A 22,499-nucleotide genomic window follows, 5' to 3' on the forward strand; every position below is an offset into this window, starting at 1 on the left:
CGCCTGACCCTCGGCCCGCTGACCACGGGCCAGGCCAGCGGACTGCTGCCCAACGGCGAAGCCCATCCGCTGCTCGCCAGCCTCTACGCCCTGTACTTCGGCCCCGACCTGGATTGCACCCTGGTGTTGCTGATCCGCGGCGCCGGCCCGCTGCAACTGGACCGCCAGGCAGCGCCACGGCTGAACTGGAACGGCGGCCTGCAACGCCAGCCAACCCTCGCCGTGCAACGGATCGAAACCCGCCTTCGTCAGCCGGAGATTGCCTGAAATGGAACTGGCCAGCCTGATCGGACGCCTCAACCCGGACAACCGCCGCGCCCTGGAACGGGCCGCGCAACGTTGCATGCAGCGCAGCCATCATTACGTGGAAATCGAACACCTGCTGTTGGAATTGCTCGACATCGAGGGCGGCGACTTTGCCTGCCTGCTGCCACGTTTCGGTCTGGAGCGTGACGCGGTGGCGGCGCAAACCAACAAGGCCCTGGACCTGTTCAAATCCGGCAGCACCCGCACGCCCGCCTTGTCGGCACAAACCATCGGCCTGTTGGAAGACGCCGTGGTCCAGGCCAGCGTGCTGGGCCTGGACAGCATCCGCTCCGGGCTGTTGCTGCTGGCACTGCTGGACCGTGATGAGCGCCGCAGCCTGCTGCTCAACAGCGCCTCGTCGTTGCTGCGCATTCCCCGCGACGCCCTGCGCGCCCACCTATTGGAATGGACCGAAAGCTCCCGTGAGCATGTCGGTGGCGTGCGCCCGGCCAAACCCGGCGAGCCTCCCCAGAAACAGGACCCGGTTCTGGACCAGTACACCCAGGACCTGACCGCCGACGCCCGGGCCGGGCGCATCGACCCCATCGTCGGCCGCGACGGCGAGATCCGCCAGTGCATCGACATCCTGCTCCGGCGCCGGCAGAACAACCCGATCCTGGTCGGCGCACCAGGCGTCGGCAAGACTGCGGTGGTGGAAGGCCTGGCCCTGCGTATCGCCGCCGGGGATGTGCCGCCGTCGTTGCAGGAAGTCACCCTGCGTGTCCTCGACCTGGGCCTGTTGCAGGCCGGTGCCGGCGTCAAAGGTGAATTCGAACAGCGCCTCAAAGGCGTGATCGACGCGGTACGCAGCGCCGAAAAGCCGATCATCCTGTTCATCGACGAAGCCCATACGCTGATCGGCGCCGGCGGGGCGGAAGGCGGCAGCGACGCGGCCAACCTGCTCAAGCCGGCCCTGGCCCGAGGCGAACTGCGCACCCTGGCCGCCACCACCTGGCTGGAATACAAAAAATATTTCGAGAAAGACCCGGCCCTGGCCCGCCGCTTCCAACTGGTGCAGGTCGAAGAACCGGACGAACTGACCGCCGTGGAAATGCTCCGCGGCGTGGCAAGCAAACTGGAACAGCACCACGGCGTGCAGGTGCTGGACGCGGCCATCCACGAGGCGGTGAAGCTGTCCCACCGCTACATCTCCGGGCGACAGTTGCCGGACAAAGCCATCAGCGTGCTCGACACCGCCTGCGCCCGGGTCGCCCTCGGCCAGCACGACGTGCCGCCGCCGCTGGAAAGCCTGCGCCATCGGCAAAACAGCCTCAAGGACGAGGTCGAACGCCTGCGCCGGGAACAGGCGACCGGGCTCGATCACCGCGAACGCATCACCCTGTTGGAGAGCGAATCGACCAGCAACGTGCAAGCCATCCGCGAACTGGAAACCCGCTGGGGCGAAGAGCGCGAAGCCGTGCGCGAACTGCTCGACACCCGGCGCGAACTGCTTGCCCTGAGCGAACGCGCCGACGGTGAAAAAGCCGACACCGAGATCGATAACCGCATCGACCACCTGGCCGCCGAACTGCTGCGCCTGGAGGCGGGCCTGGATGCCATTCGCCAGGACGATCCGCTGGTGCCCGAACAGGTGGACAGCAAGACCGTCGCCGCGGTGATCGCTGGCTGGACCGGCATCCCGGTGGGCAAGATGCTCGCCGACGAAGCCCACGCCGTGCGCACCCTAGGCCAGCGCATGGGCCAGCGGGTCATGGGCCAGAGCACCGCGCTGAACACCATCGCCCAACGCCTGCAAGCCTACCGCGCCGGCCTCACCGACCCACAGAAACCGGTCGGGGTGTTCCTGCTGGTGGGCCCCACCGGCGTGGGCAAGACCGAAACCGCCTATGCCCTGGCCGACGCCTTGTACGGCGGTGAGCGCAACCTGATCAGCATCAACCTCTCGGAGTACCAGGAAGCCCACACCGTCAGCCAACTCAAAGGCGCCCCGCCCGGCTACGTCGGCTACGGCAGCGGCGGCGTGCTCACCGAAGCGGTGCGGCGCAAACCCTATTCCGTGGTGCTGCTGGATGAAATCGAAAAGGCCCACCCGGATGTGCTCGAAGCCTTCTACAACGTCTTCGACAAAGGCCTGATGGAAGACGGCACCGGTCTGGTGGTGGACTTCAAGAACACCGTGATGCTCGCCACCAGCAACGTCGGCGCCGAGCTATTGCTGGATACGCCTAGCGCGCAACTGGGCAGCGACGCCTTCAACGAAGCCTTGCACAAAGTGCTGCTGCAAGCGTTCCGGCCGGCATTTTTGGCGCGTATGACGGTGGTGGCTTATCGGCCGCTGGATGAAGCGACGCTGGAAGGGATTGTGTTGGCGAAGTTGGAGAAATTGCGCGGGCGCTACAAGGCCGCGACCGGCAAGCAGTTCGAGTTCGATGCGGGGATCGTCAAGGCTGTGTTGGCCAAGTGCAGCGCGGCGGGGGCACGGGATGTCGAGAATGTGTTGATGACGCAGGTGACGGGGAAGTTGGCGGAGTGGGTGTTGGAATGAAGCCTCGGAGGTACCCCGTCCCATATCCAGAGAGAGGGTTATTGAATGTCTGCGACAACCGTGTGGAGCTGCATCCAGTCGTACCGTACGAGCAAAGCCCAAGACTTTGACCGTATTTTCATATCGCAGCACAAGATAATTGAATGCCTGGAGGGCTATAGCGGAAAAGATGAATACCACGGTCACGAATCAGGCCCTTCCGGTGGACCGGAATCACCTGCCGCGACGATCAACCTAGACAAAGCGATTGCTTATCTTGAGCTGAACAAGCCCACGATCGCCCAGGAGGAAAAGAAAACAAACAGCATGAATCACCTGCAAAAAAAGAGCATGAGCCAGACCGACACGCTGATTCAGATCATCAAGGACACTAGCGATCTTGGCGCCATACCGGCGAAATTGCACAGCAAGACAACCGAGCTGAAAATATCGCAGCCCTGGTACGACATCCGCTTGGTCTGGCAGGCCTTTGAAAGTAAATACCACGGAAAAAAAGGAAAGAATCCGATAAAAACCAACTACAAATGAATCGGCAAGCACTGCTTGCGTCGTAGGCTCTGTCGAGGACGCTCCATGCCCCGCGCCACCGATAGCAACACCACCCTATCCCTCACCGCCACCTCGCTGTCGGCGCTGTACCCTGAATCGCTGTCCGGCGAAGAACGCCTCAACGGCTTGGGCTCGCACATCCTCAACGGCATCAACGATGGCGCCTCGCTGGACCTCACGACGGCCGTCGCCAGCCACGTGACCGCCACGCTGCACAAGGATGCCTTGCTGCGTCCGCTGGATTGGCTGGTGGCCGAGATCCGCCAGCTTCCTGCCGACGCCACCGCCGAGCGCTATCAGCTTTTGCTCCGGCCCTGGCTCTGGTGGCTGAGCCTGGCCAGCAACAACCGCGTGTTTCAGAACCTTGTCACCTCGGACATCGTCACGACGATTTTCAAGGGCCACGGCTTCACCGACTTCCAGCTCAAGCTCAGCGGCAGCTACACACCCCGCGAGTACTGCGTGCAGTACGGCGAAACCGACCTGGCCTTCGTCTCGCGCCTGCTGGAAGAAGACGGGATTTTCTGGTTCTTCAGTCATGAAGACGGTAAGCACACGCTGGTACTGGCCGACAGCAACGACGCCTTCGCGCCCATCCCCAACGGGCCGACGGTGAATTATCTCGGGCAGAAAATGGGCGAACGAGAACTGCACGGCATCCGCTCCGGACAAGTGTGCCTGCAAGCGGTGGCCGGGGTTTACCAGGCGACCGACTATGAATTCACCACGCCGACAACATCGCTCTACAGCCAGGCCGAAGCTGTGGCCGGGCCGAGCTCGGTGTACGAACATCCAGGCAGCTATACCGCCAAGGCCCAGGGCGATGCGCTGACCAAACAGCGGGTGGATGGCCTGCGCAGCCAGGAGAAACGCTTCGTCGGCGAAAGCGACTGCCGCTGGCTGGTGCCGGGGTATTGGTTCACCCTCGCCGGCCATGAAGACTCGACGCTGAATATCGATTGGGTCGTGACGGCGGTCAGCCATGAAGCCAGCCATGACAGCTATCGCAACCGCTTCGAAGCGATCCCCAAGGCCACGGTCTATCGACCGGCCCGCCTCACGCCAAAACCCCGCATGCACACCCAGACGGCGCTGGTGGTGGGCAAGGCCGGCGAAGAGATCTGGACCGATGAATACGGCCGGATCAAATTGCAGTTCCCCTGGGACCGCACCGGCAAGAACGACGAGACCTCATCCTGCTGGGTCCGCGTGGTCTTGCCCTGGAGCGGCAAGGGCTTTGGCATGCAGTTCGTGCCGCGCATCGGCCAGGAAGTCATCGTGACCTTCATCGACGGCGACCCGGACCGCCCCTTGGTCACCGGCTGCGTCTACAACGGCGACAATGCCCTGCCCTACGCGCTGCCGGCGAACCAGACCCAATCCGGGATCAAGACCAATTCGTCCAAGGGCGGTGGTGGTTTCAACGAGTTGCGCTTCGAAGACAAGAAGGACGCCGAAGAAGTGTTTCTCCAGGCCCAGAAAGACTTCAACATCAACGTGCTCAACGACACCACCGCCACCGTCGGCCACGACGAAACCCTCACGGTGCAGAACGCCCGCACCCGCACGGTAAAGGACGGCGACGAAACCGTGACCCTGGAGAAAGGCAAGCGCAGCGTGACCATCCAGACCGGCAGCGACAGCCTCGATGTGAAGGACACCCGCACCGTCACCGTGGGCTCGGACCAGAGCCACAGCACCGGCGGCAATTACGATCATAAGGTCACCGGCAATTACAGCCTGACGGTGGACGGCAACCTGACCATCAAAGTCAGCGGCACCCTGACCCTGCAAAGCGGCGGCAGCTTCGCGATCAAGAGCGGCGCCGACCTGGCCGCCCAGGCCAGCACGTCCATCAGCCAGAAAGCCGGCACGGCCCTGAGCAACCAGGCCGGTACCTCGCTGGAAAACAAGGCCGGCACCACCCTGACCAACGACGCCGGCATCAGCCTGGTGAACAAGGCGGCGGCCGAACAGACCGTGGACGGCGGCGGCATGCTGACCATCAAGGGCGGCCTGGTGAAGGTCAACTGACAGGAGCGCACCGATGGCCTCGAAAAAACTCGACCTGGAGCGTGGTGACAGCCAACTGAGCGGGCAACTGGTCGATGGTCAGCTCGACGGCCCGCTGCAAATCGAAGAAGCCCAACGCCCGCAAGCAAAACTCAACTACAGCCAAGGTGAACTGCAAGGCACCAGCACCCTGTATCACCCCAATGGCAAGGTCTCGGCGGTATTGCCGTTCGTGAGAGGCAAACTGCAAGGTGTGGCGAGCTTCTATGCAGCCGAAGGCGGGTTGCAACGCCAGGCCACGTACCGCCGCGGGTTGCTGCACGGTGAGGCGAACAACTACTTCCCCGACGGGCAACTGGCCGAAGCCGAGGTCTATCGCGACGGCGTGCGCGACGGCCGCTATCGCCGCCTGCACCCCAACGGCAACCCGGCGGTCGAGGCCCGCTACCTCAACGGCCAACTGCTGGAACCAGCCCAGGCCTACGCCGAAGACGGCCGGCCACTGGACGCCGAAGGCAAACCGATCTCCCGGGTGCGCTGGTGGTTCAGGCGCTGGAATGATCCAGCGCAGGCCTGAACACACCACTCCCACAAGAGATTTAGGGCAAGCACAAAACTTGAGGCCACTGAAGACCCAGTGTGGGAGCGGGCTTGCTCGCGAAGGCGGCCTAACAGTCGACATCAATACTGAATGTGCCACCCTCTTCGCGAGCAAGCCCGCTCCCACAGGGGATTGGAGGTGGGCAGCTAGCCTGCGTCCACCGCGCAACCATCAGGGGATGAGCATCTGCACCTGCCCCGGCACGACGATCTTGATCACCCCGGCCCAAGTGCACATCAAGGTGCTGTTGGCATCGATGGCCGGCATGTTGCCCAGCAACAGGGTCGGGGCGCCGCCGGGGATCCAGGGGGCGGCGGTGGCCGGGATGCAGGGCATGGGGGTCAACACGCCGAGTGCCGCCGCGGTGGCGGCGGCCACGGTCGGGTTCGCCAGGCTCATGCACATGCCAAACGTGGTGATGTTCACCAGCGGGATGTGATCCATGATATTCGCCGCCGGCATCCCGCCGGTCAGCAGGCGATTGACCGGCAGCACATTGAGCACCGCCGGGGCAGCGCCGAAGCTGCATTGCAAGGTCGCGGTGCCACAGACTTGCGGGCATCCCATCGCGGTTGCTCCTTTGAAAGCGACAGATCCCGAAACCTTAGCTCGCCCCTACCCAACGCGCACGCCGCCATGCATCAAGCCCGCTGATTATCCGGCAACACGCTAACCTATAAGACCCTGGCGTGCTTGTGACGCCTCCCACGCGCCATTAGATTAGCCAATGATCGATGGCCTCCAAAATAAGCAGAAGGGATAAGCATGGCGTTTACTGATCAGTCCACCCGCGTGCGCGACGGTGAAGAACTCGATGCCAACCTGATCGACCCGTACCTCAAGGCCCACATTCCCGGCCTGACCGGCGTGCCGCAGATCAGCCAGTTTCCCGGTGGCGCGTCGAACCTGACCTACCTGCTGGAATACCCCGAGCAGGAATTCGTCCTGCGCCGTCCACCGTTCGGCCACAAGGCCAAGTCTGCCCACGACATGGGCCGTGAGTTCCGCATCCTCAATCAATTGCGCGAGGGTTTCCCGTACTGCCCCAAAGCCTACGTGCACTGCACCGACGAGTCAGTGATGGGCGCCGAGTTCTATGTGATGGAACGGGTCAAGGGCATCATCCTGCGCTCCGACCTGCCGCCGGAACTGGGTTTCGACGCCGCCCGCACTGAAGCGCTGTGCAAGAGTTTCATCGACCGGCTCGTCGAGCTGCACCGTGTCGACTACAACGCTTGCGGCCTGGCCGACCTGGGCAAGCCCGAAGGCTACGTGGCCCGGCAGATCCGCGGCTGGAGCGACCGCTACGAAAAAGCCCTGACGCCCGATGCGCCGAAGTGGGAAGCGGTCAAGGCCTGGCTCAACGACAAGATGCCGGCCGACCATCCCACTTCGAGTATCGTCCACAACGACTACCGCTTCGACAACGTGATCCTCGATCCAGAGAACCCGATGCAGATCATCGGCGTGCTGGACTGGGAACTGACCACCATCGGCGATCCGTTGATGGATCTGGGCAACAGCCTCGCCTACTGGATCGAAGCCGCAGACCCGGCCCCCGTCCAACTGATGCGCCGCCAGCCAAGCCATGCCCCCGGCATGCTGACCCGCCGCGAGTTCGTCGATTACTACGCCGAGCGCGCCGGGATCCGCATCGACAACTTCGACTTCTATTACACCTACGGCCTGTTCCGCCTGGCCGGCATCGTCCAGCAGATCTACTACCGCTTCTTCCACGGCCAGACCCAGGACAAACGCTTCGCGCAGTTCGTTCAGATGAACACACTGCTGGAGCAGATGAGCCTGCAGGTCATCGACAAATCCACGCTCTGAGCGCACCTATAACAAGGAAACAGCATGTCCAAGACCCAGTTGTTCGACCTCGACGGTAAAATCGCCTTCGTTTCCGGCGCCAGCCGCGGCATCGGCGAGGCCATCGCCAAACTGCTGGCCCAGCAAGGCGCCCATGTGATCGTTTCCAGCCGCAAGCTCGACGGTTGCCAGCACGTGGCCGACGCCATCATCGCCGCTGGCGGCAAGGCCACCGCCGTCGCCTGCCACATCGGTGAAATGGAGCAGATCAGCCAGGTATTCGCCGGTATCCGCGAACAGTTCGGGCGCCTGGACATCCTGGTCAACAACGCCGCCACCAACCCGCAATTCTGCAACGTCCTGGACACCGACCTGGGTGCGTTCCAGAAAACCGTGGATGTGAACATCCGCGGCTACTTCTTCATGTCGGTGGAAGCCGGCAAGCTGATGCGCGAGAACGGCGGCGGCAGCATCATCAACGTGGCGTCGATCAACGGCATCTCGCCGGGGATCTTCCAGGGCATCTACTCGGTGACCAAGGCTGCGGTGATCAACATGACCAAGGTCTTCGCCAAGGAATGCGCGCAATTTGGCATCCGCTGCAACGCCTTGTTGCCAGGCCTGACCGACACCAAGTTCGCCTCGGCACTGGTCAAGAACGACGCCATCCTGAAGACCGCCCTGGCGCAGATCCCCCTCAAGCGCGTGGCCGACCCAAGCGAAATGGCCGGCGCGGTGCTGTACCTGGCCAGCGATGCGTCGAGCTACACCACGGGTGTGGCGTTGAATGTGGATGGCGGGTTCCTGTCCTGACAACAGGCTCCATGGCAGACCTGTGAAATCCCCTGTGGGAGCGGGCTTGCTCGCGAATGCGGTGCGTCAGTCACAGTTGCATTAACTGATCCACCGTATTCGCGAGCAAGCCCGCTCCCACAGGGGGATCCTCAGCAGTCACGGAAATGAATATTTATTCCAGTATTTGCAATTAACGAATATTTATTCCATAAATAGCCCTCCTGAAAATAACAATTCAAAGGGCTCTTTCTCATGCGTGAACTCGGCATCGGTCTGATTGGCACCGGCTTCATGGGCCGTGCCCATGCCTTGGCGTTCCACAATGCCAAGGCGGTGTTCGACCTCCCCCTGAACCTGAAACTGGCGGCTCTGGCCGACGCCGATCCGCAGCGTGCCCGGCAATGCGCCCACAGCTGGGGGTTCGAGACGGCCCACAGCGACTGGCAACAACTGATCGACGACCCGAAGGTCAACCTGGTCGCCATCACCACGCCCAACCACCTGCACTTCCCCATGGCCATGGCCGCGTTGGCGGCGGGCAAGCCGGTCTATTGTGAAAAGCCCCTGGCGGTGTCCCTGGAACAGGCCGAGCAGATGCGCCAGGCGGCCAAGGCAGCCGGAGTGGTGACGCGGGTCGGCTACAACTACCAGCACAACCCGATCATTCAACGGGCGCGGGACATGATCCAGCGCGGCGAACTGGGACAGATCATCAGTTTCCAGGGCGAATTCAGCGAAGACTTCATGGCCGACCCCGCCTCGCCGTGGTCATGGCGCTGCGAAGCCGCCCACGCCGGCGGCGCACTGGCGGACCTGGGCAGCCACTTGCTGGCCATGGCCCGGCACTTGTTGGGCGATGTCGAAGCGGTGTGCGCCGACAGCCAGACCGTGCACAGCCAACGCCCTGCCAGCGCGGGCAATGCCGAACAACGTGCCATCGCGGTGGACGACCAGGTCCACGCGCTGCTGCGTTTCGCCAATGGCGCCCGAGGCACGGTGAGCAGCAGTTGGCTCAAGCACGGCTACAAGAACCACCTGAGCTTCGAGATCAGCGGCACCCTCGGCACCCTGGCGTTCGATCAGGAACGGCTCAATGAACTGCGCCTGTGTCGCGTCGGCCAAGCGGGTTTCCAGCGCCTGCTGGCCGGCCCGGATTTGCCCGGTTATGCCGCGTTCAGCCCAGCCGCCGGTCACCAGTTGGGGTACAACGAATTGAAGACCCTGGAAGTCCAGGAACTGGTGATGACCCTCGCAGGCGAAGGCGGCAGCGGGACCGACTTCGAAGAGGCCTGGGAAGTGGAGCGGTTGGCGGCGGCGATTCGTGTGGCGGCGCGGGAGGAGCGTTGGGTCAAGGTCAGCAAGCTATAAGCGCTCATTTATGCCCATTTTGTGAATCCCTGTAGAAAGGGGATTTATCCCCATCTGTGGGAGCAAGGCTTGCCCGCGATGAAGATGACGCGGTCTCCCTGGGAACCGAATCTTGGGTTTGCAGTTCAACCAGCCACACCGCCAGCGCCTTAGCCTGGCTCGCCACATCAGTCACAGCAGTACTTTCCCACCACATCCCCCGCAACGGCGGGCCCATGGCGAACAGGCGCTCGGCAGGCTCGCCTCGGGCGTCCAGCACCGCACCGTCAGCACGCGCGGCGATGCCCAGGGCCAGCGGCCCGGGCTGGATCAGCCCCCGGGCCAGCAACTGTTGCGGCAACGGTCGTGCAACCCGGCGCCAGTCATATTCGATGCCACTGGAGTTGATCAGCGCCGCGCCCTGCACCACCGTCAGCCCGGTCTCGCCCCGGCGGCGGATGGTAATACCCAGCGTGCCCTCGGCAGAGGACGCCAGCCCCTTGAACGATGCCGCCTGAATCCGCAACCGCCCTTCTTCGTGCAGACGCGCCACCAGCTCCGCGCTCAACGGCGGCGAGCGATGATGATGACTCTCCCACCACGGCCGCACATGCCGCACGAACTGCCGGCGCTGCACATCGCTGGCCTGGTTCCACAACCGCCCGATGTGCGCGCGCACCGTGTCCAACGGGGCCTGCCAATCGATGCCTTGGGCCTGGGCCTGACGGCATTGCTCGCGCAGGGCCCGCATCAACTGGCGTGGCGACCGCAGGCTGTGATCGTCGGCGAGGAAATCCACCCAGGCGGGGGGCTGGCGGCGCACATGGGGCAACAAACCATGGCGGGAAAACACTTCGATCGGCCCACGGTGCCCGGACTGCTCCAGGGACACGACGGCATCAACCATGGTCAGCCCCGAGCCGATGATCAGCACCGTGGACTGCGGATCGAGCTGGCGCATCGCAGCCACATCCCAAGGGTCCAGGGCCGCGGCATTCAAGCCGCTGGATTCGGTTTGCGGGGTTCGCGCCGCCGGGAACATGCCGGTGGCCAGTACCGCGAAACGGCCGCGCAAGACCTGGCCGTCATCAAGCGTCAGCATTACGGCATCGTCGGCAACCCGCAGGTCCACGGCCTCCCCGCGCACGTGCTCGGCGGTCGAACCGTTTTGCGCGCCTATCTCGCGAGCCTCGGCCAGCCGTTGTTGCACATAAAGGCCAAACATTCCCCGGGGCGGGAACAACTCGCTGATGGGCACGTGCTGCTGATCCGACTCGGGCCAGCCGCCGGTCTCGATGAACGCGGTGAGCCATTGGGTCAGGTCATCGGCGTTGTCCGGGTCGACGCTCATGCGCGCCGCGTTGCCGTTCAAGGTGTGGCCCAGTTCCACGGCACTGTAGGCCTCGCCCCGGCCCAGTTCGCTGCGCGGCTCGACGATCAGTACCTCGCGCCGGCCCGGCAGGCGCAGCAGCTGCGCGGCCAACATGGCACCGCTCAGGCCGCCACCGATAATCAGGATATCGGCCTCCCGGGTGATGCCCTGCTCATGTCGCTCCAGCGCTGTTTCCATACCGCTCTCCAGGAATCAAATCACCACGTTGCGTACGAATCTCGCCGCCACCGGGCCATCGTTGCGATAGGCATGGGGCTGGTTGCTGGCGAACATGAAGAACTCGCCGACGCCTATGCGGCGCTCTTCGCTGCCCAGCAGCAACGTCAGGCAGCCTTCGAATACATAAAGTTGTTCGCTCCATCCATCTGCGTCGCACTCGGAATGGTAATGCTCGCCCGGCTCCAGCCGCCATTCCCAGAGTTCTACCTCACGGCTGGCGGTGGCCTTGGCGAGCAACACAGCTTTGCTGCCCGGGATCACACCGGCCCAGACCAGTTCGTTGATGCGGCTCGGGTCGCGGGCTTCGGGGGCCTGGATCAAGTCGCTGAAGGCCACGTCCAGGGCTTCGGCGACCCGGTCCAGGGTGGTCAGGCTGACGTTCTTTTCCCCAGCCTCAATGGCCACCAGCATCCGCCGGCTGACCCCTGACAGCTCGGCCAGCGCCGTCTGGCTGAGCTCGGCGGCATGCCGCAGACGACGGACGTTCTGGCTGACGTGTTGCAGGACTGAGGCCCGCTGGCCGGATTCTTTGTGCACTATATTGCTCACATGGCTGGGTTGCGCATTATACTGCCCAACTTCGGACGCATTGTGCGTCCGCCTCAAGTGGCGCGCAAGGTCATGGCATCGGTGAACTCCCCGCAAGCTTCCTCCCGTTTCTCAAGGTTCAGCAAGGCCGAATGCGTGCTGGTGCTGATTACCATGATCTGGGGTGGGACTTTCCTGCTGGTACAACACGCCATGACGGTCAGTGGGCCGATGTTTTTCGTCGGCCTGCGATTTGCCGCCGCGGCCGCGTTTGTCGCGCTGTTTTCCTGGCGGCATCTGCGGGACCTGACCCTCTTCGAACTCAAGGCCGGGTGCTTCATCGGTGTGGCGATCATGCTCGGCTACGGCCTGCAGACCGTCGGCCTGCAAACCATCCCCAGTAGCCAATCGGCGTTCATTACCGCGCTTTACGTGCCATTCGTGCCCTTGTTGCAATGGCTGGTGCTGGGCCGTCGGCCTGGTTTGATGCCGAGCATCGGCATCATGCTGGCGTTCACCGGGCTGATGCTGGTGTCGGGCCCGGCCGGGGCCTCGCTGAACTTCAGCCCCGGTGAAATCGCCACGTTGATCAGCGCCATCGCAATCGCCGCCGAGATCATCCTGATCAGCGCTTATGCCGGCCAGGTCGATGTGCGCCGGGTGACCGTGGTGCAACTGGCAAGCACCGCGGTGCTGGCCTTCCTGATGGTGGTGCCGACCCAGGAAAAAATTCCGGATTTTTCCATGTTGCTGCTGGTCAGCGCCGTCGGCCTGGGCGCCGCCAGCGCAGCGATCCAGGTGGCGATGAACTGGGCACAGAAAAGCGTCTCGCCGACCCGTGCCACGCTGATCTATGCCGGTGAGCCGGTGTGGGCCGGCATCGCCGGGCGCCTGGCGGGCGAGCGGTTGCCGGCGATTGCCTTGTTCGGCGCGGCACTGATCGTGGCGGCGGTGATTGTCAGTGAGCTGAAGACCCGCGGAAAAGGTGTTGTCGAGGTGGATGAGGGGCTTGAGCAGGAGCAGTGAGGCCGGTAGAAGCTTAGAAGCCGTGCAGGAGCTGTGTAGGAGCTGACGAGTGCAACGAGGCTGCGATCTTTCCCCAGACACTTGAATCCCAAGCGAAAGACCAAGATCAAAAGATCGCAGCCTTCGGCAGCTCCTACACAAGCCCAACGGGAGCAAGCTCCCTCGCCACGGGTGATGTGTAGGGCGCAAAGTAAGAAAACTCCACCTCTCTTGTAGGATTCTGCGACACCCTCGCGGTTGGTGATCGGGAATACGCCACGTATGATCCCTCACAACCTCCCGCCGAATAGAAGCCTATGTCACTGATAGTTCTATTGCTTTTGCCCTTCATCGGCAGCTGTGTCGCGGCGCTGCTGCCGCATAACGCCCGTAACGCCGAATCACTGCTGGCCGGCCTCGTCGCCCTGGCCGGCACGGTTCAGGTGGCCTTGCTGTACCCGCAGATCGCCGATGGCGGCGTGATCCGTGAGCACTACACCTGGTTGCCCAGCCTGGGCCTGGATTTCGTATTACGCCTGGACGGCTTCGCCTGGCTGTTTTCGTTGCTGGTGCTGGGCATCGGCACGCTGGTGTCGCTGTACGCTCGCTACTACATGTCGCCGGATGATCCGGTGCCGCGCTTCTTCGCATTTTTCCTGGCGTTCATGGGCGCCATGCTCGGGTTGGTGATCTCCGGCAACCTGATCCAGATGGTATTTTTCTGGGAACTGACCAGCCTGTTCTCGTTCCTGCTGATCGGCTATTGGCACCACCGCGCCGACGCTCGACGCGGTGCCTACATGGCGTTGATGGTGACCGGGGCTGGCGGGCTTTGCCTATTGGCCGGGGTGATGCTGCTCGGCCATGTGGTGGGCAGCTATGAGCTGGACAAGGTCCTGGCCGCCGGCGACCTGATCCGTGCCCATGCCCTCTACCCCATCCTGTTGCCGCTGATCCTGATCGGCGCCTTGAGCAAAAGCGCCCAGTTTCCGTTCCACTTCTGGCTGCCCCATGCCATGGCCGCCCCCACGCCGGTGTCGGCGTATCTGCACTCGGCCACCATGGTCAAGGCCGGGGTGTTCCTGTTGGCGCGGTTATGGCCGTCGCTGTCGGGCAGCGAAGAGTGGTTCTACATCGTCGGCGGCGCGGGAGCCTGTACGTTGCTGCTGGGCGCCTACTGCGCGATGTTCCAGAACGACCTCAAGGGCCTGCTGGCCTACTCCACCATCAGCCACCTCGGGCTGATCACCCTGCTGCTGGGCCTGAACAGTCCACTGGCGGCCGTGGCGGCGGTGTTTCATATCCTCAACCACGCCACGTTCAAAGCGTCGCTGTTCATGGCCGCCGGGATCATCGACCACGAAAGCGGCACCCGCGACATTCGCAAGCTCAGCGGCCTGGTGCGACTGATTCCGTTCACCGCGACCCTGGCCATGGTCGCCAGCGCGGCGATGGCCGGGGTGCCGTTGCTCAATGGTTTCCTGTCCAAGGAAATGTTCTTCGCCGAGACCGTGTTCATTTCCGCCACGGCCTGGGTCGAACTGGCGCTGCCGATCATCGCTACCATCGCCGGGACCTTCAGCGTCGCCTACTCCTTGCGGTTCACCGTGGATGTGTTCTTCGGCCCCACCGCCACCGACCTGCCCCATACCCCTCACGAACCACCGCGCTGGATGCGCGCGCCAGTGGAGTTGCTGGTGTTCACCTGCCTGTTGGTGGGGATTTTTCCGGCCCAGGTGGTCGGCTCGTTGCTCGCGGCCGCCGCGTTGCCGGTGGTGGGCGGCACACTGCCTGAATACAGTCTGGCGATCTGGCACGGCCTGAACGCACCGATGATCATGAGCCTGGTGGCCATGTCCGGCGGCATCGTCCTGTACCTGCTGCTGCGCAAACAGCTCCGGCAAGGGCACATCAAGCACCCGCCGTTCATTGGCCGGCTCAGTGGCAAGCGCTTGTTCGAGCGCTGCCTGGTGCTGATGATGCGCCAGGGTCGGCGGTTGGAGCGCAAGATCAGTACCCGGCGCCTGCAAGCCCAACTTTTTTTCCTGGTGCTGGCGGCGGTATTGGCCGGGCTGATCCCGATGCTGCACAGCACGCTCGTCTGGGGCGACCGGCCGAAGATCCCCGGTTCCATCGTCTTCGTCACCCTGTGGCTGCTGGCGATCGCCTGTGCCCTGGGCGCGGCCTGGCAGGCCAAGTATCACCGGCTCGCGGCCCTGACCATGGTCAGCGTCTGCGGCCTGATGACCTGCGTGACCTTCGTCTGGTTCTCCGCCCCCGACCTGGCCTTGACGCAACTGGTGGTGGAAGTGGTTACCACCGTGCTGATCCTGCTGGGCCTGCGCTGGCTGCCACGGCGGATCGAGGACGTCTCGCCGCTGCCCAACAGCGAGCGGCGCGCGCGTATCCGACGCCTGCGGGACTTGCTGCTGTCCATCGCCGTCGGCGGCGGTATGGCGCTGTTGTCCTATGCGATGCTCACGCGCCAGACGCCTAACGACATCTCTTCGTTCTACTTGAGCCGTGCTCTGCCCGAAGGCGGCGGCAGCAATGTGGTGAACGTGATGTTGGTGGACTTCCGGGGCTTCGACACCCTCGGGGAAATCACCGTGCTGGTGGCGGTGGCCCTGGCGGTGTTCGCCCTGCTGCGGCGTTTCCGCCCACCGAAGGAAAGCATGCAGTTGCCAGCGCAACAGCGCCTGCTGGCGCCGGACGTGGTCACCGATCTGGTCAACCCGCGCCATGCCAGCGATACCGCATTGGGCTTCATGATGGTGCCGTCGGTGCTGGTGCGCCTGCTGCTACCGATCGCCCTGGTGGTGTCGTTCTACCTGTTCATGCGCGGCCACAATCAACCCGGTGGCGGCTTCGTGGCCGGGCTGGTGATGTCCGTGGCGTTCATCCTGCAATACATGGTCGCCGGCACCCAGTGGGTCGAGGCGCAAATGAGCCTGCGGCCGCTGCGCTGGATGGGCACCGGGCTGTTGTTCGCCACCGCCACCGGCCTGGGATCGATGGCCGTGGGTTATCCGTTCCTGACCACCCACACCTGGCATTTCGAATTGCCGCTGCTGGGGGATATCCATCTGGCCAGCGCGCTGTTCTTCGACATCGGTGTGTACGCCGTGGTGGTCGGTTCCACCCTGTTGATCCTCACCGCCCTGGCTCACCAGTCGGTACGGGCCCATAAGCCGGGCCTGCAAGCCAAACCCGTCGCCGCCGTCAAAGGAGCCACCGCCTGATGGAAGAAGTCATCGCAATCGCAATCGGCGTACTGGCCGCCTCCGGTGTCTGGCTGGTGTTGCGGCCACGGACCTTCCAGGTGGTCATGGGCCTGTGCCTGCTGTCCTACGGCGTCAACCTGTTCATCTTCAGCATGGGCAGCCTGTTCATCGGCAAGGAACCGATCATCAAGGACGGCGTGCCCCAGGACCTGCTGCACTACACCGACCCGCTGCCCCAGGCGCTGGTGCTGACGGCCATCGTGATCAGCTTCGCCATGACTGCGCTGTTCCTGGTGGTGCTGCTGGCGTCCCGGGGCCTGACCGGCACCGACCACGTGGACGGCCGGGAGCCCAAGGAATGATCTTGACGCCCCATCTGATCGCCGCGCCCATCCTGCTGCCGCTGCTGACCGCCGCGTTGATGCTGATGCTGGGCGAGAAGCACCGCCCGCTCAAGGCCCGGATCAATCTGCTTTCCAGCCTGCTGGGCCTGGGCATCGCGGTGCTGTTGCTGTACTGGACCCAGGACCAGGCCCTGCCCGCGTCCATTGGCGTGTACCTGCCCGGCAACTGGCAGGCGCCGTTCGGCATTGTCCTGGTGGTCGATCGCCTGTCGGCGCTGATGCTGGTACTGACCGGCATCATCGGCGTCAGCGCCCTGCTCTTCGCCATGGCCCGCTGGGACGGCGCCGGGGCGAGTTTCCATGCGCTGTTCCAGATCCAGTTGATGGGCCTCTACGGCGCCTTCCTGACGGCAGACCTGTTCAACCTGTTCGTGTTCTTCGAAGTGCTGCTGGCGGCCTCCTACGGCTTGATGCTGCACGGGTCGGGCCGGGCGCGGGTGTCGTCAGGCCTGCATTACATTTCCATCAATCTGCTGGCCTCGTCGTTGTTCCTGATCGGCGCGGCGCTGATCTATGGCGTCACCGGCACGTTGAACATGGCCGACCTGGCCCTGAAAATCCCGCTGGTGCCAGAGGCCGACCGCGGCTTGCTGCACGCCGGGGCAGGCATCCTTGCGGTGGCGTTCCTGGCCAAGGCTGGGATGTGGCCGCTGAACTTCTGGCTGGTGCCAGCCTATAGCGCCGCCAGCGCACCGGTGGCGGCGCTGTTTGCGATCATGACCAAGGTTGGCGTCTACACGATCCTGCGCCTGTGGACGTTGCTGTTCTCCGGCCAGGCCGGCGCCTCGGCGTATTTCGGCGCCGACTGGCTGGTCTATGGCGGCATGGCGACGATCGCCTGCGCCGCCATTGCCATTCTCGCGGCCCAACGGCTGGAGCGCATGGCGAGCCTGAGCATCCTGGTCTCGGCCGGGATCCTGTTGTCGGCCATCGGCTTCGCCCAACCGAACCTGGTGGGGGCGGCGCTGTTTTACCTGGTGAGCTCGACCCTGGCGCTTTGCGCGCTGTTCTTGCTGGCCGAGCTGATCGAACGCTCGCGCTCGGCCAATGAACTGTCCCTGGACGACGACTTCGACACCTTGCCGCGACCGCTGGAATCCCTGCAACCGCCCAAGGGCATCAACCTCGACGACGAGCAGAAAGCCGTGGTCGGGCAAGTGATTCCCTGGACCATGGCCTTCCTTGGCTTGAGCTTTATCTTCTGTGCGCTGTTGATTATCGGCATGCCGCCGCTGTCGGGGTTCATCGGCAAGCTGAGCCTGCTGAGCGCCTTGCTCAATCCCCAAGGCTTCGGAGCCAGCGGCGGGGAGTCGGTATCAAACCAGGCGTGGGGCCTGTTGGCCTTGCTGATCCTCTCGGGGCTAGCCTCGCTGATTGCCTTTTCACGCCTGGGCATCCAACGTTTCTGGACGCCCCAGGAACGCCCGTCACCGTTGCTGCGGCCGTTCGAATGCCTGCCGATCGTCGTGCTGCTGGGCCTGGGCATCGCCCTGACCTTCAAGGCCGAACCGTTGCTGCGCTACACCCAATCCGCCGCCGATACGCTGAACAATCCGGAACATTATGTGATGTCGGTACTCGCCACCCGCGCCGTGCCCAACCCCGAGACCCGCACCGCATTGCGGGAGGTGCAGCCATGAAGCGCCTGTTGCCCGCCCCGTGGTTGTCCCTGGCGCTGTGGTTGCTGTGGCTGGTGTTGAACCTGTCCGTCAGCGCCGGGCATCTGCTGCTGGGCGCAGCGCTGGGCTTCCTGGCGCCGTTGATGATGCGCCCGTTGCGCCCACGGCCCATCCGTATCCGCCGGCCGTGGGTGGTGTTGCGCTTGTTCCTGCTGGTGGGCCGTGATGTGCTGGTGTCCAACGTGGCGGTGGCCTGGGGGGTGCTGAACGCCGGACGCCGCCCGCCTCGCTCGCGGTTCATCAAAGTGCCGCTGGACCTGCACGACGCCAACGGCCTGGCCGCGTTGTCGATGATCACCACGGTGATCCCGGGGACAGTCTGGTCGGAACTGGCCCTGGACCGCAGCATCCTGCTGATGCACGTGTTCGATCTGGAAGACGAGGCGTCTTTCATCGCGCATTTCAAGGCTACGTACGAGCGCCCGTTGATGGAGATTTTCCAATGAGCCCCCTGCTGTCCAATGCGATCCTGTTGAGCCTGTTCCTGCTCTCCCTGGCGATGGTGTTGACCCTGTGGCGACTGTTCAAGGGCCCTTCGGCGCAGGATCGGGTATTGGCCCTGGACTATCTGTACATCGTGGCGATGCTGATGATGCTGGTGCTGGGCATCCGTTATGCCAGTGACACCTATTTCGAGGCGGCGCTGCTGATCGCCCTGTTCGGCTTTGTCGGCTCGTTTGCCCTGGCCAAGTTCCTGTTGCGTGGCGAGGTGATCGAATGACCGGCGAACTGTCGATGTGGGTCGAAATCCCGGTGGCGATCCTGCTGGTGCTCGGCAGCCTCTTCGCCCTGGCCGGAGCGATCGGCCTGGTGCGGCTGAAGGATTATTTCCAGCGCATGCACCCTCCGGCCCTGGCATCCACACTGGGCGCCTGGTGCGTGGCACTGGCTTCGATCGTGTATTTTTCGGCGCTCAAGTCCGCGCCGGTGTTGCATGCCTGGCTGATCCCGATCCTGCTGTCCATCACCGTCCCGGTGACCACCCTGCTGCTGGCCCGGGCGGCGTTGTTCCGCAAGCGCATGGCTGGGGATGATGTGCCGGCGGAAGTGAGCAGTCGCAGGACCGGGCACGACGGCTGACCGCTACCTTAAGGCAAACACCCTTTGTGGCGAGGGGATTTATCCCCGCTGGGCTGCGCAGCAGCCCTAAGTGCAGTCACCTCGGTGTGTCTAGCTAGTTGTGCTCTGCCTTTTTGGGGCTGCTACGCAGCCCAGCGGGGATAAATCCCCTCGCCACAGGCCGGGTGACGGAGTGACTCAGGCCCACGCCACCGCCAGCAACCCGGCCCCAAGCACCACGCACAGCGGCGAATAGACCCAGGTGTCGAGCCTGGCGAATGTCGAGTCCTTGACCTCCTTGAAGAAGCCCACCAGGTTCGACTCGCCAATGGCCCGGGCGAACATCAGCAAGGCAATCGCGCTGATCAGCCACTGCAACGCCCGATGAGTGACCGGCTGCGCCAGCAGGCCGACCCGCAGGCACACCAGCAGCGCCACCATCAGCAGCGCCAGGGCCACCAGCAAGGTCAGCCAGCCCGAGGGATCGAACGCCGGTCGCAGCGCCTCCCCCTGCTTCACCGGTACCTGAGGCACCACAGCCTTGGCCGCCCACCGCCCACCCAGGGCCCAATACATATGAATCAAGCTGATGGTCGCAAACACTGCGACCAGCGACCGAGCCAATAAAAGCGTCATTCGCCAGCCTCCTGAAAAGGGTTGAACAATCATCCTAGCTCGAATTTGGCATTTCGCTGGACGGGCGCAGATTGCCAGTTCCCAGCGAATGATTCATTGCCCAGGATCAAGCGTTCAACCTGCTGGCACGCGAGAACGCCCTAGAGACCGGCAGACACCTTGTCCGCCACCTCCTTGGGCAGCCAGGCCTGCCAGACCTGTGGATGCGCCTTGAGGAACGCCTCGGCGGCTTCACGAGGTGGGATGCGCTTCTCGCTCATGTCGGCCAGAGCCTTGTTCAACGGTTCGATGGGCAAGTCGACCTTGCTGAAGAACTCGGCAATCTCCGGGTATTGCTTCTGGAACGGCGCAGAGACGCCAATCGACAGTTTCGAGGCCAGTGAGCGGGTCGGCTTCGGGTTGGGGTTATCGGCGTCGGTCAGGGTTTTCCAGGCCTCGGCATCGAACGGCGGCTCTTGCAACTGCACCAGCTTGAAGCGCCCGAGCAGTGGCGTGGGCGACCAGTAATAAAACAGGATCGGCTTGCCCCGGCGGATCGTCGAGCTGATTTCCGCATCCAGCGCCGCCCCCGAACCGCTGCGAAAATTCACGTAGCTGTCAGACAGGCCATACGCCTTGAGCTTCTGTTTGTTGACCACCTCGGAGGTCCAGCCAATGGGGCTGTTGAGGAAGCGCCCCTTGTCGGGGCTCTCCGGGTCCTTGAACACATGCTTGTAGCGCGACAGGTCCTCGACACTGCGCAGGTTCGGCGCCAGGGGCTTGATGCCCTTGGCTGGGTCGCCCTTGATGACGTATTCGGGCACCCACCAACCTTCCGTCGCGCCTTTGACCGTATCGCCCAGGGCGATCACCTTGCCTTCGGCCTCGGCCTTGACCCACACCGGGCTGCGGCCGGCCCATTCCTCGCCGATCACCTGGATGTCGTTATTGGCCAGGGCGGTTTCCAGGGTAATGGTGGTGCCCGGCAATGTGTCGGTCTGCAACCCGTAGCCTTTTTCGACGATGATCCGCAGGATATCGGTGATCAGGCTGCCACTTTCCCAGTTCAAGTCGGCAAAGTGGATCGGCGCTGTGGCGGCCGACGTCGGAAGGGGTGAAACCAACACCGCGAAGGTGGCCCAGGCAGCCAGCCACTGTCGAACTCGTTTCATGCTTTGCACCTCATGCCAGATACAGCAATCGCTGAACGGCCCTGCGCAACCGAACGCAAGCCCTGAATAGTTCAGTCAATTGACTGTAGCCGAGGTTCCAGCGAGATCTTGCGAAACGGTCACTCGCTGGCCTTGAAGGTCACCAGTTCGCCCTTGCGCCACTTGGCGGCCTTGGCGGTGACCGCCTTCAAGGTCTTGGTCAAGCCTTCCTGCAACTGTTCGTTGGCCGCAAACACGGTCACCACGCTGTGGCCTTCCTTGAACAGGATTGCCTGACCACCGGGGGTCGTGACGAAAGCGTAATCGCCAAGGCCATAGACCGTCAGCTTGATTTCGCGAAAGCGGATTTCAAACTTGCCACCTTCGCGGCTGGGCAATACCGCCGCGCGAAAATGATCACCGACCTTGAGCTCCAGCCTGGGCTTGTCATCGACCACCAGGGCCGACTCGGTGTCGATTTCGGCGACATAGATACCTTCGGCTGTCTGCTCGGTGATGTAGACGAAACGTGACTGGAAGAGTTTGACCAGTTTTGCCCGCAGGTCACCAAGTACGAATAACGCATGCATGTCGAGATTACTTACTGCCAAGGAAACATCCCCATCATTTGAAAAAGGCCCGTCCTGCACAAAGGACGGACCACGAGAACCCGTACCGACTGTAGTGTCGTAATGGACCTGTAACTGAAATTCGAAGTGAACGGAGCGCCCTGTCCCGGGCCGAGAGCAGACTAAAGGTTGCCGCTCTCGCCGTCTTTCCCGGGGGGTCGCCAGAGGCTGAAGGAAAAAGCCACTCTGAGCATCGGAAAAGATGGGACTACTAACTTTAGGGAAATTTCTCACTTAAAAAAGCATTTTTCTGACATCGAGCCCAAAAAAAATTGCTTTAGATAGGCGCAACCGTCCACACGACACTGCCGATTCTAGAGCAGCCGACAGCGTGGAGACTACTCGAAGTACCCGACAATTCGTCGGTAAACCATAGAAAAGGAATTCACATGGCCACTTTTACAACCCTGCCCCACCCCGTCGCCCCTTGCATCGTCGACACAGATGACACCTTTGACGGGGTCGATTGCTTGCCCATTTCGTTGATTCAACCACGTTATCGGGTCGTTTTGGCCGGCAAGTGTTTTTTTCACATTGAGGAAACATCGACTGGACGAGTAAGAGGTTTCCGAACCGACCATAACGAAGCCTGCTACCTGGCCAGGCGTCTCGAACGCAGCGCCTGAGCCTATATATGCCCGTCCATGACTTAACTCAGCCGCCG

General features: G+C 63.1%; 22 protein-coding genes. 16 read left to right on the plus strand and 6 right to left on the minus strand.

The genetic code is table 11. From position 1 onward, the window contains the following. The 5 genes from CFII68_RS03945 to CFII68_RS03925 all read left to right on the plus strand — a co-directional run. On the plus strand, positions 1-267 hold a 267-nt coding region (locus tag CFII68_RS03945), incomplete at its 5' end, for a type VI secretion system baseplate subunit TssG (RefSeq protein ID WP_018612717.1). Between the two features lies 1 nt (position 268). After that, positions 269-2,812: a type VI secretion system ATPase TssH gene (tssH, locus tag CFII68_RS03940; RefSeq protein ID WP_018612719.1), complete on the plus strand. Its 2,544-nt coding sequence runs from the start codon at positions 269-271 to the stop codon at positions 2,810-2,812. A 45-nt stretch (positions 2,813-2,857) separates the two neighbouring features. Beyond that, positions 2,858-3,340 carry a hypothetical protein gene (locus CFII68_RS03935; protein ID WP_018612721.1) on the plus strand — a complete coding sequence of 161 codons (483 nt, stop codon included), beginning with the start codon at positions 2,858-2,860 and terminating at the stop codon, positions 3,338-3,340. A gap of 45 nt (positions 3,341-3,385) precedes the next feature. Continuing rightward, positions 3,386-5,395 (plus strand): type VI secretion system tip protein VgrG, encoded by a 2,010-nt coding sequence (tssI, locus tag CFII68_RS03930; protein WP_018612723.1) that lies wholly within the window; start codon positions 3,386-3,388, stop codon positions 5,393-5,395. A gap of 13 nt (positions 5,396-5,408) precedes the next feature. Further along, positions 5,409-5,951, plus strand: a complete 543-nt coding sequence (locus tag CFII68_RS03925; protein WP_018612725.1) for a toxin-antitoxin system YwqK family antitoxin — start codon at positions 5,409-5,411, stop codon at positions 5,949-5,951. 195 nt (positions 5,952-6,146) lie between these two features. On the opposite strand, the gene CFII68_RS03920 is transcribed toward CFII68_RS03925, so the two are convergent. Beyond that, positions 6,147-6,542, minus strand: coding sequence for a DUF4280 domain-containing protein (locus CFII68_RS03920; RefSeq protein WP_003202818.1), 396 nt, complete (start codon positions 6,540-6,542; stop codon positions 6,147-6,149). A 198-nt stretch (positions 6,543-6,740) separates the two neighbouring features. Here CFII68_RS03920 and CFII68_RS03915 point away from each other — a divergent pair, with 198 nt between their 5' ends. The 3 genes from CFII68_RS03915 (at position 6,741) to CFII68_RS03905 (ending at position 9,950) form a co-directional block, all read left to right on the plus strand. Then, positions 6,741-7,808: a phosphotransferase family protein gene (locus CFII68_RS03915; RefSeq protein ID WP_018612729.1), complete on the plus strand. Its 1,068-nt coding sequence runs from the start codon at positions 6,741-6,743 to the stop codon at positions 7,806-7,808. Between the two features lie 24 nt (positions 7,809-7,832). After that, on the plus strand, positions 7,833-8,600 hold the full coding sequence (locus CFII68_RS03910; protein WP_018612731.1) for an SDR family oxidoreductase: 768 nt from the start codon (positions 7,833-7,835) through the stop codon (positions 8,598-8,600). Between the two features lie 234 nt (positions 8,601-8,834). Beyond that, entirely contained in the window at positions 8,835-9,950 is a 1,116-nt protein-coding gene (locus CFII68_RS03905; protein ID WP_018612733.1) for a Gfo/Idh/MocA family protein, read from the plus strand. A 4-nt stretch (positions 9,951-9,954) separates the two neighbouring features. Here CFII68_RS03905 and CFII68_RS03900 read toward each other — a convergent pair whose 3' ends face one another. After that, positions 9,955-11,499 carry an FAD/NAD(P)-binding protein gene (locus CFII68_RS03900; protein WP_018612735.1) on the minus strand — a complete coding sequence of 515 codons (1,545 nt, stop codon included), beginning with the start codon at positions 11,497-11,499 and terminating at the stop codon, positions 9,955-9,957. Positions 11,500-11,514: 15 nt separating this feature from the next. Next, complete coding sequence (locus CFII68_RS03895; RefSeq protein ID WP_018612737.1) at positions 11,515-12,078, minus strand: helix-turn-helix domain-containing protein; 564 nt, start codon at positions 12,076-12,078, stop codon at positions 11,515-11,517. On the opposite strand from CFII68_RS03895, the gene CFII68_RS03890 reads away from it, so the two are divergent. The 7 genes from CFII68_RS03890 to CFII68_RS03860 all read left to right on the plus strand — a co-directional run bounded on the left by CFII68_RS03890 (position 12,073) and on the right by CFII68_RS03860 (position 19,461). Continuing rightward, a complete protein-coding gene (locus CFII68_RS03890) occupies positions 12,073-13,095 on the plus strand; it encodes a DMT family transporter (RefSeq protein WP_033062885.1) in 1,023 nt (340 codons plus the stop codon). The two genes, CFII68_RS03895 and CFII68_RS03890, sit on opposite strands and share 6 nt — an antisense overlap. Before the next feature lie 296 nt (positions 13,096-13,391). Further along, positions 13,392-16,316 carry a monovalent cation/H+ antiporter subunit A gene (locus tag CFII68_RS03885; RefSeq protein WP_033062886.1) on the plus strand — a complete coding sequence of 975 codons (2,925 nt, stop codon included), beginning with the start codon at positions 13,392-13,394 and terminating at the stop codon, positions 16,314-16,316. Further along, on the plus strand, positions 16,316-16,660 hold the full coding sequence (locus tag CFII68_RS03880; protein WP_003202835.1) for a Na+/H+ antiporter subunit C: 345 nt from the start codon (positions 16,316-16,318) through the stop codon (positions 16,658-16,660). Before CFII68_RS03885 ends, CFII68_RS03880 begins: the two co-directional genes overlap by 1 nt. After that, the gene (locus CFII68_RS03875) at positions 16,657-18,342 is read left to right on the plus strand and encodes a monovalent cation/H+ antiporter subunit D (protein ID WP_018612746.1); all 1,686 of its coding nucleotides are present in this window, start codon (positions 16,657-16,659) and stop codon (positions 18,340-18,342) included. Before CFII68_RS03880 ends, CFII68_RS03875 begins: the two co-directional genes overlap by 4 nt. Next, positions 18,339-18,827, plus strand: a complete 489-nt coding sequence (locus tag CFII68_RS03870; protein WP_018612748.1) for a Na+/H+ antiporter subunit E — start codon at positions 18,339-18,341, stop codon at positions 18,825-18,827. The genes CFII68_RS03875 and CFII68_RS03870 overlap by 4 nt, the downstream gene beginning before the upstream one ends. Continuing rightward, positions 18,824-19,102 carry a K+/H+ antiporter subunit F gene (locus tag CFII68_RS03865; protein ID WP_018612749.1) on the plus strand — a complete coding sequence of 93 codons (279 nt, stop codon included), beginning with the start codon at positions 18,824-18,826 and terminating at the stop codon, positions 19,100-19,102. Before CFII68_RS03870 ends, CFII68_RS03865 begins: the two co-directional genes overlap by 4 nt. Then, entirely contained in the window at positions 19,099-19,461 is a 363-nt protein-coding gene (locus CFII68_RS03860) for a Na+/H+ antiporter subunit G (protein ID WP_018612751.1), read from the plus strand. Before CFII68_RS03865 ends, CFII68_RS03860 begins: the two co-directional genes overlap by 4 nt. Positions 19,462-19,638: 177 nt before the next feature. On the opposite strand, the gene CFII68_RS03855 is transcribed toward CFII68_RS03860, so the two are convergent. The 3 genes from CFII68_RS03855 to CFII68_RS03845 form a co-directional block, all read right to left on the minus strand. Further along, positions 19,639-20,076, minus strand: coding sequence for a DUF3995 domain-containing protein (locus tag CFII68_RS03855; RefSeq protein WP_018612752.1), 438 nt, complete (start codon positions 20,074-20,076; stop codon positions 19,639-19,641). 140 nt (positions 20,077-20,216) lie between these two features. Next, the gene (locus tag CFII68_RS03850; protein ID WP_018612754.1) at positions 20,217-21,227 is read right to left on the minus strand and encodes an ABC transporter substrate-binding protein; all 1,011 of its coding nucleotides are present in this window, start codon (positions 21,225-21,227) and stop codon (positions 20,217-20,219) included. Between the two features lie 119 nt (positions 21,228-21,346). Then, the gene (locus CFII68_RS03845; RefSeq protein ID WP_003202850.1) at positions 21,347-21,796 is read right to left on the minus strand and encodes a hypothetical protein; all 450 of its coding nucleotides are present in this window, start codon (positions 21,794-21,796) and stop codon (positions 21,347-21,349) included. 428 nt (positions 21,797-22,224) lie between these two features. Between CFII68_RS03845 and CFII68_RS28295 the strand changes: the two genes are divergently transcribed. Next, a complete protein-coding gene (locus tag CFII68_RS28295; protein WP_024619513.1) occupies positions 22,225-22,461 on the plus strand; it encodes a hypothetical protein in 237 nt (78 codons plus the stop codon). The last annotated feature ends 38 nt before the right edge of the window (positions 22,462-22,499 follow it).

The organism is Pseudomonas sp. CFII68, from assembly GCF_000416195.1.
Taxonomy (GTDB): domain Bacteria; phylum Pseudomonadota; class Gammaproteobacteria; order Pseudomonadales; family Pseudomonadaceae; genus Aquipseudomonas; species Aquipseudomonas kilonensis.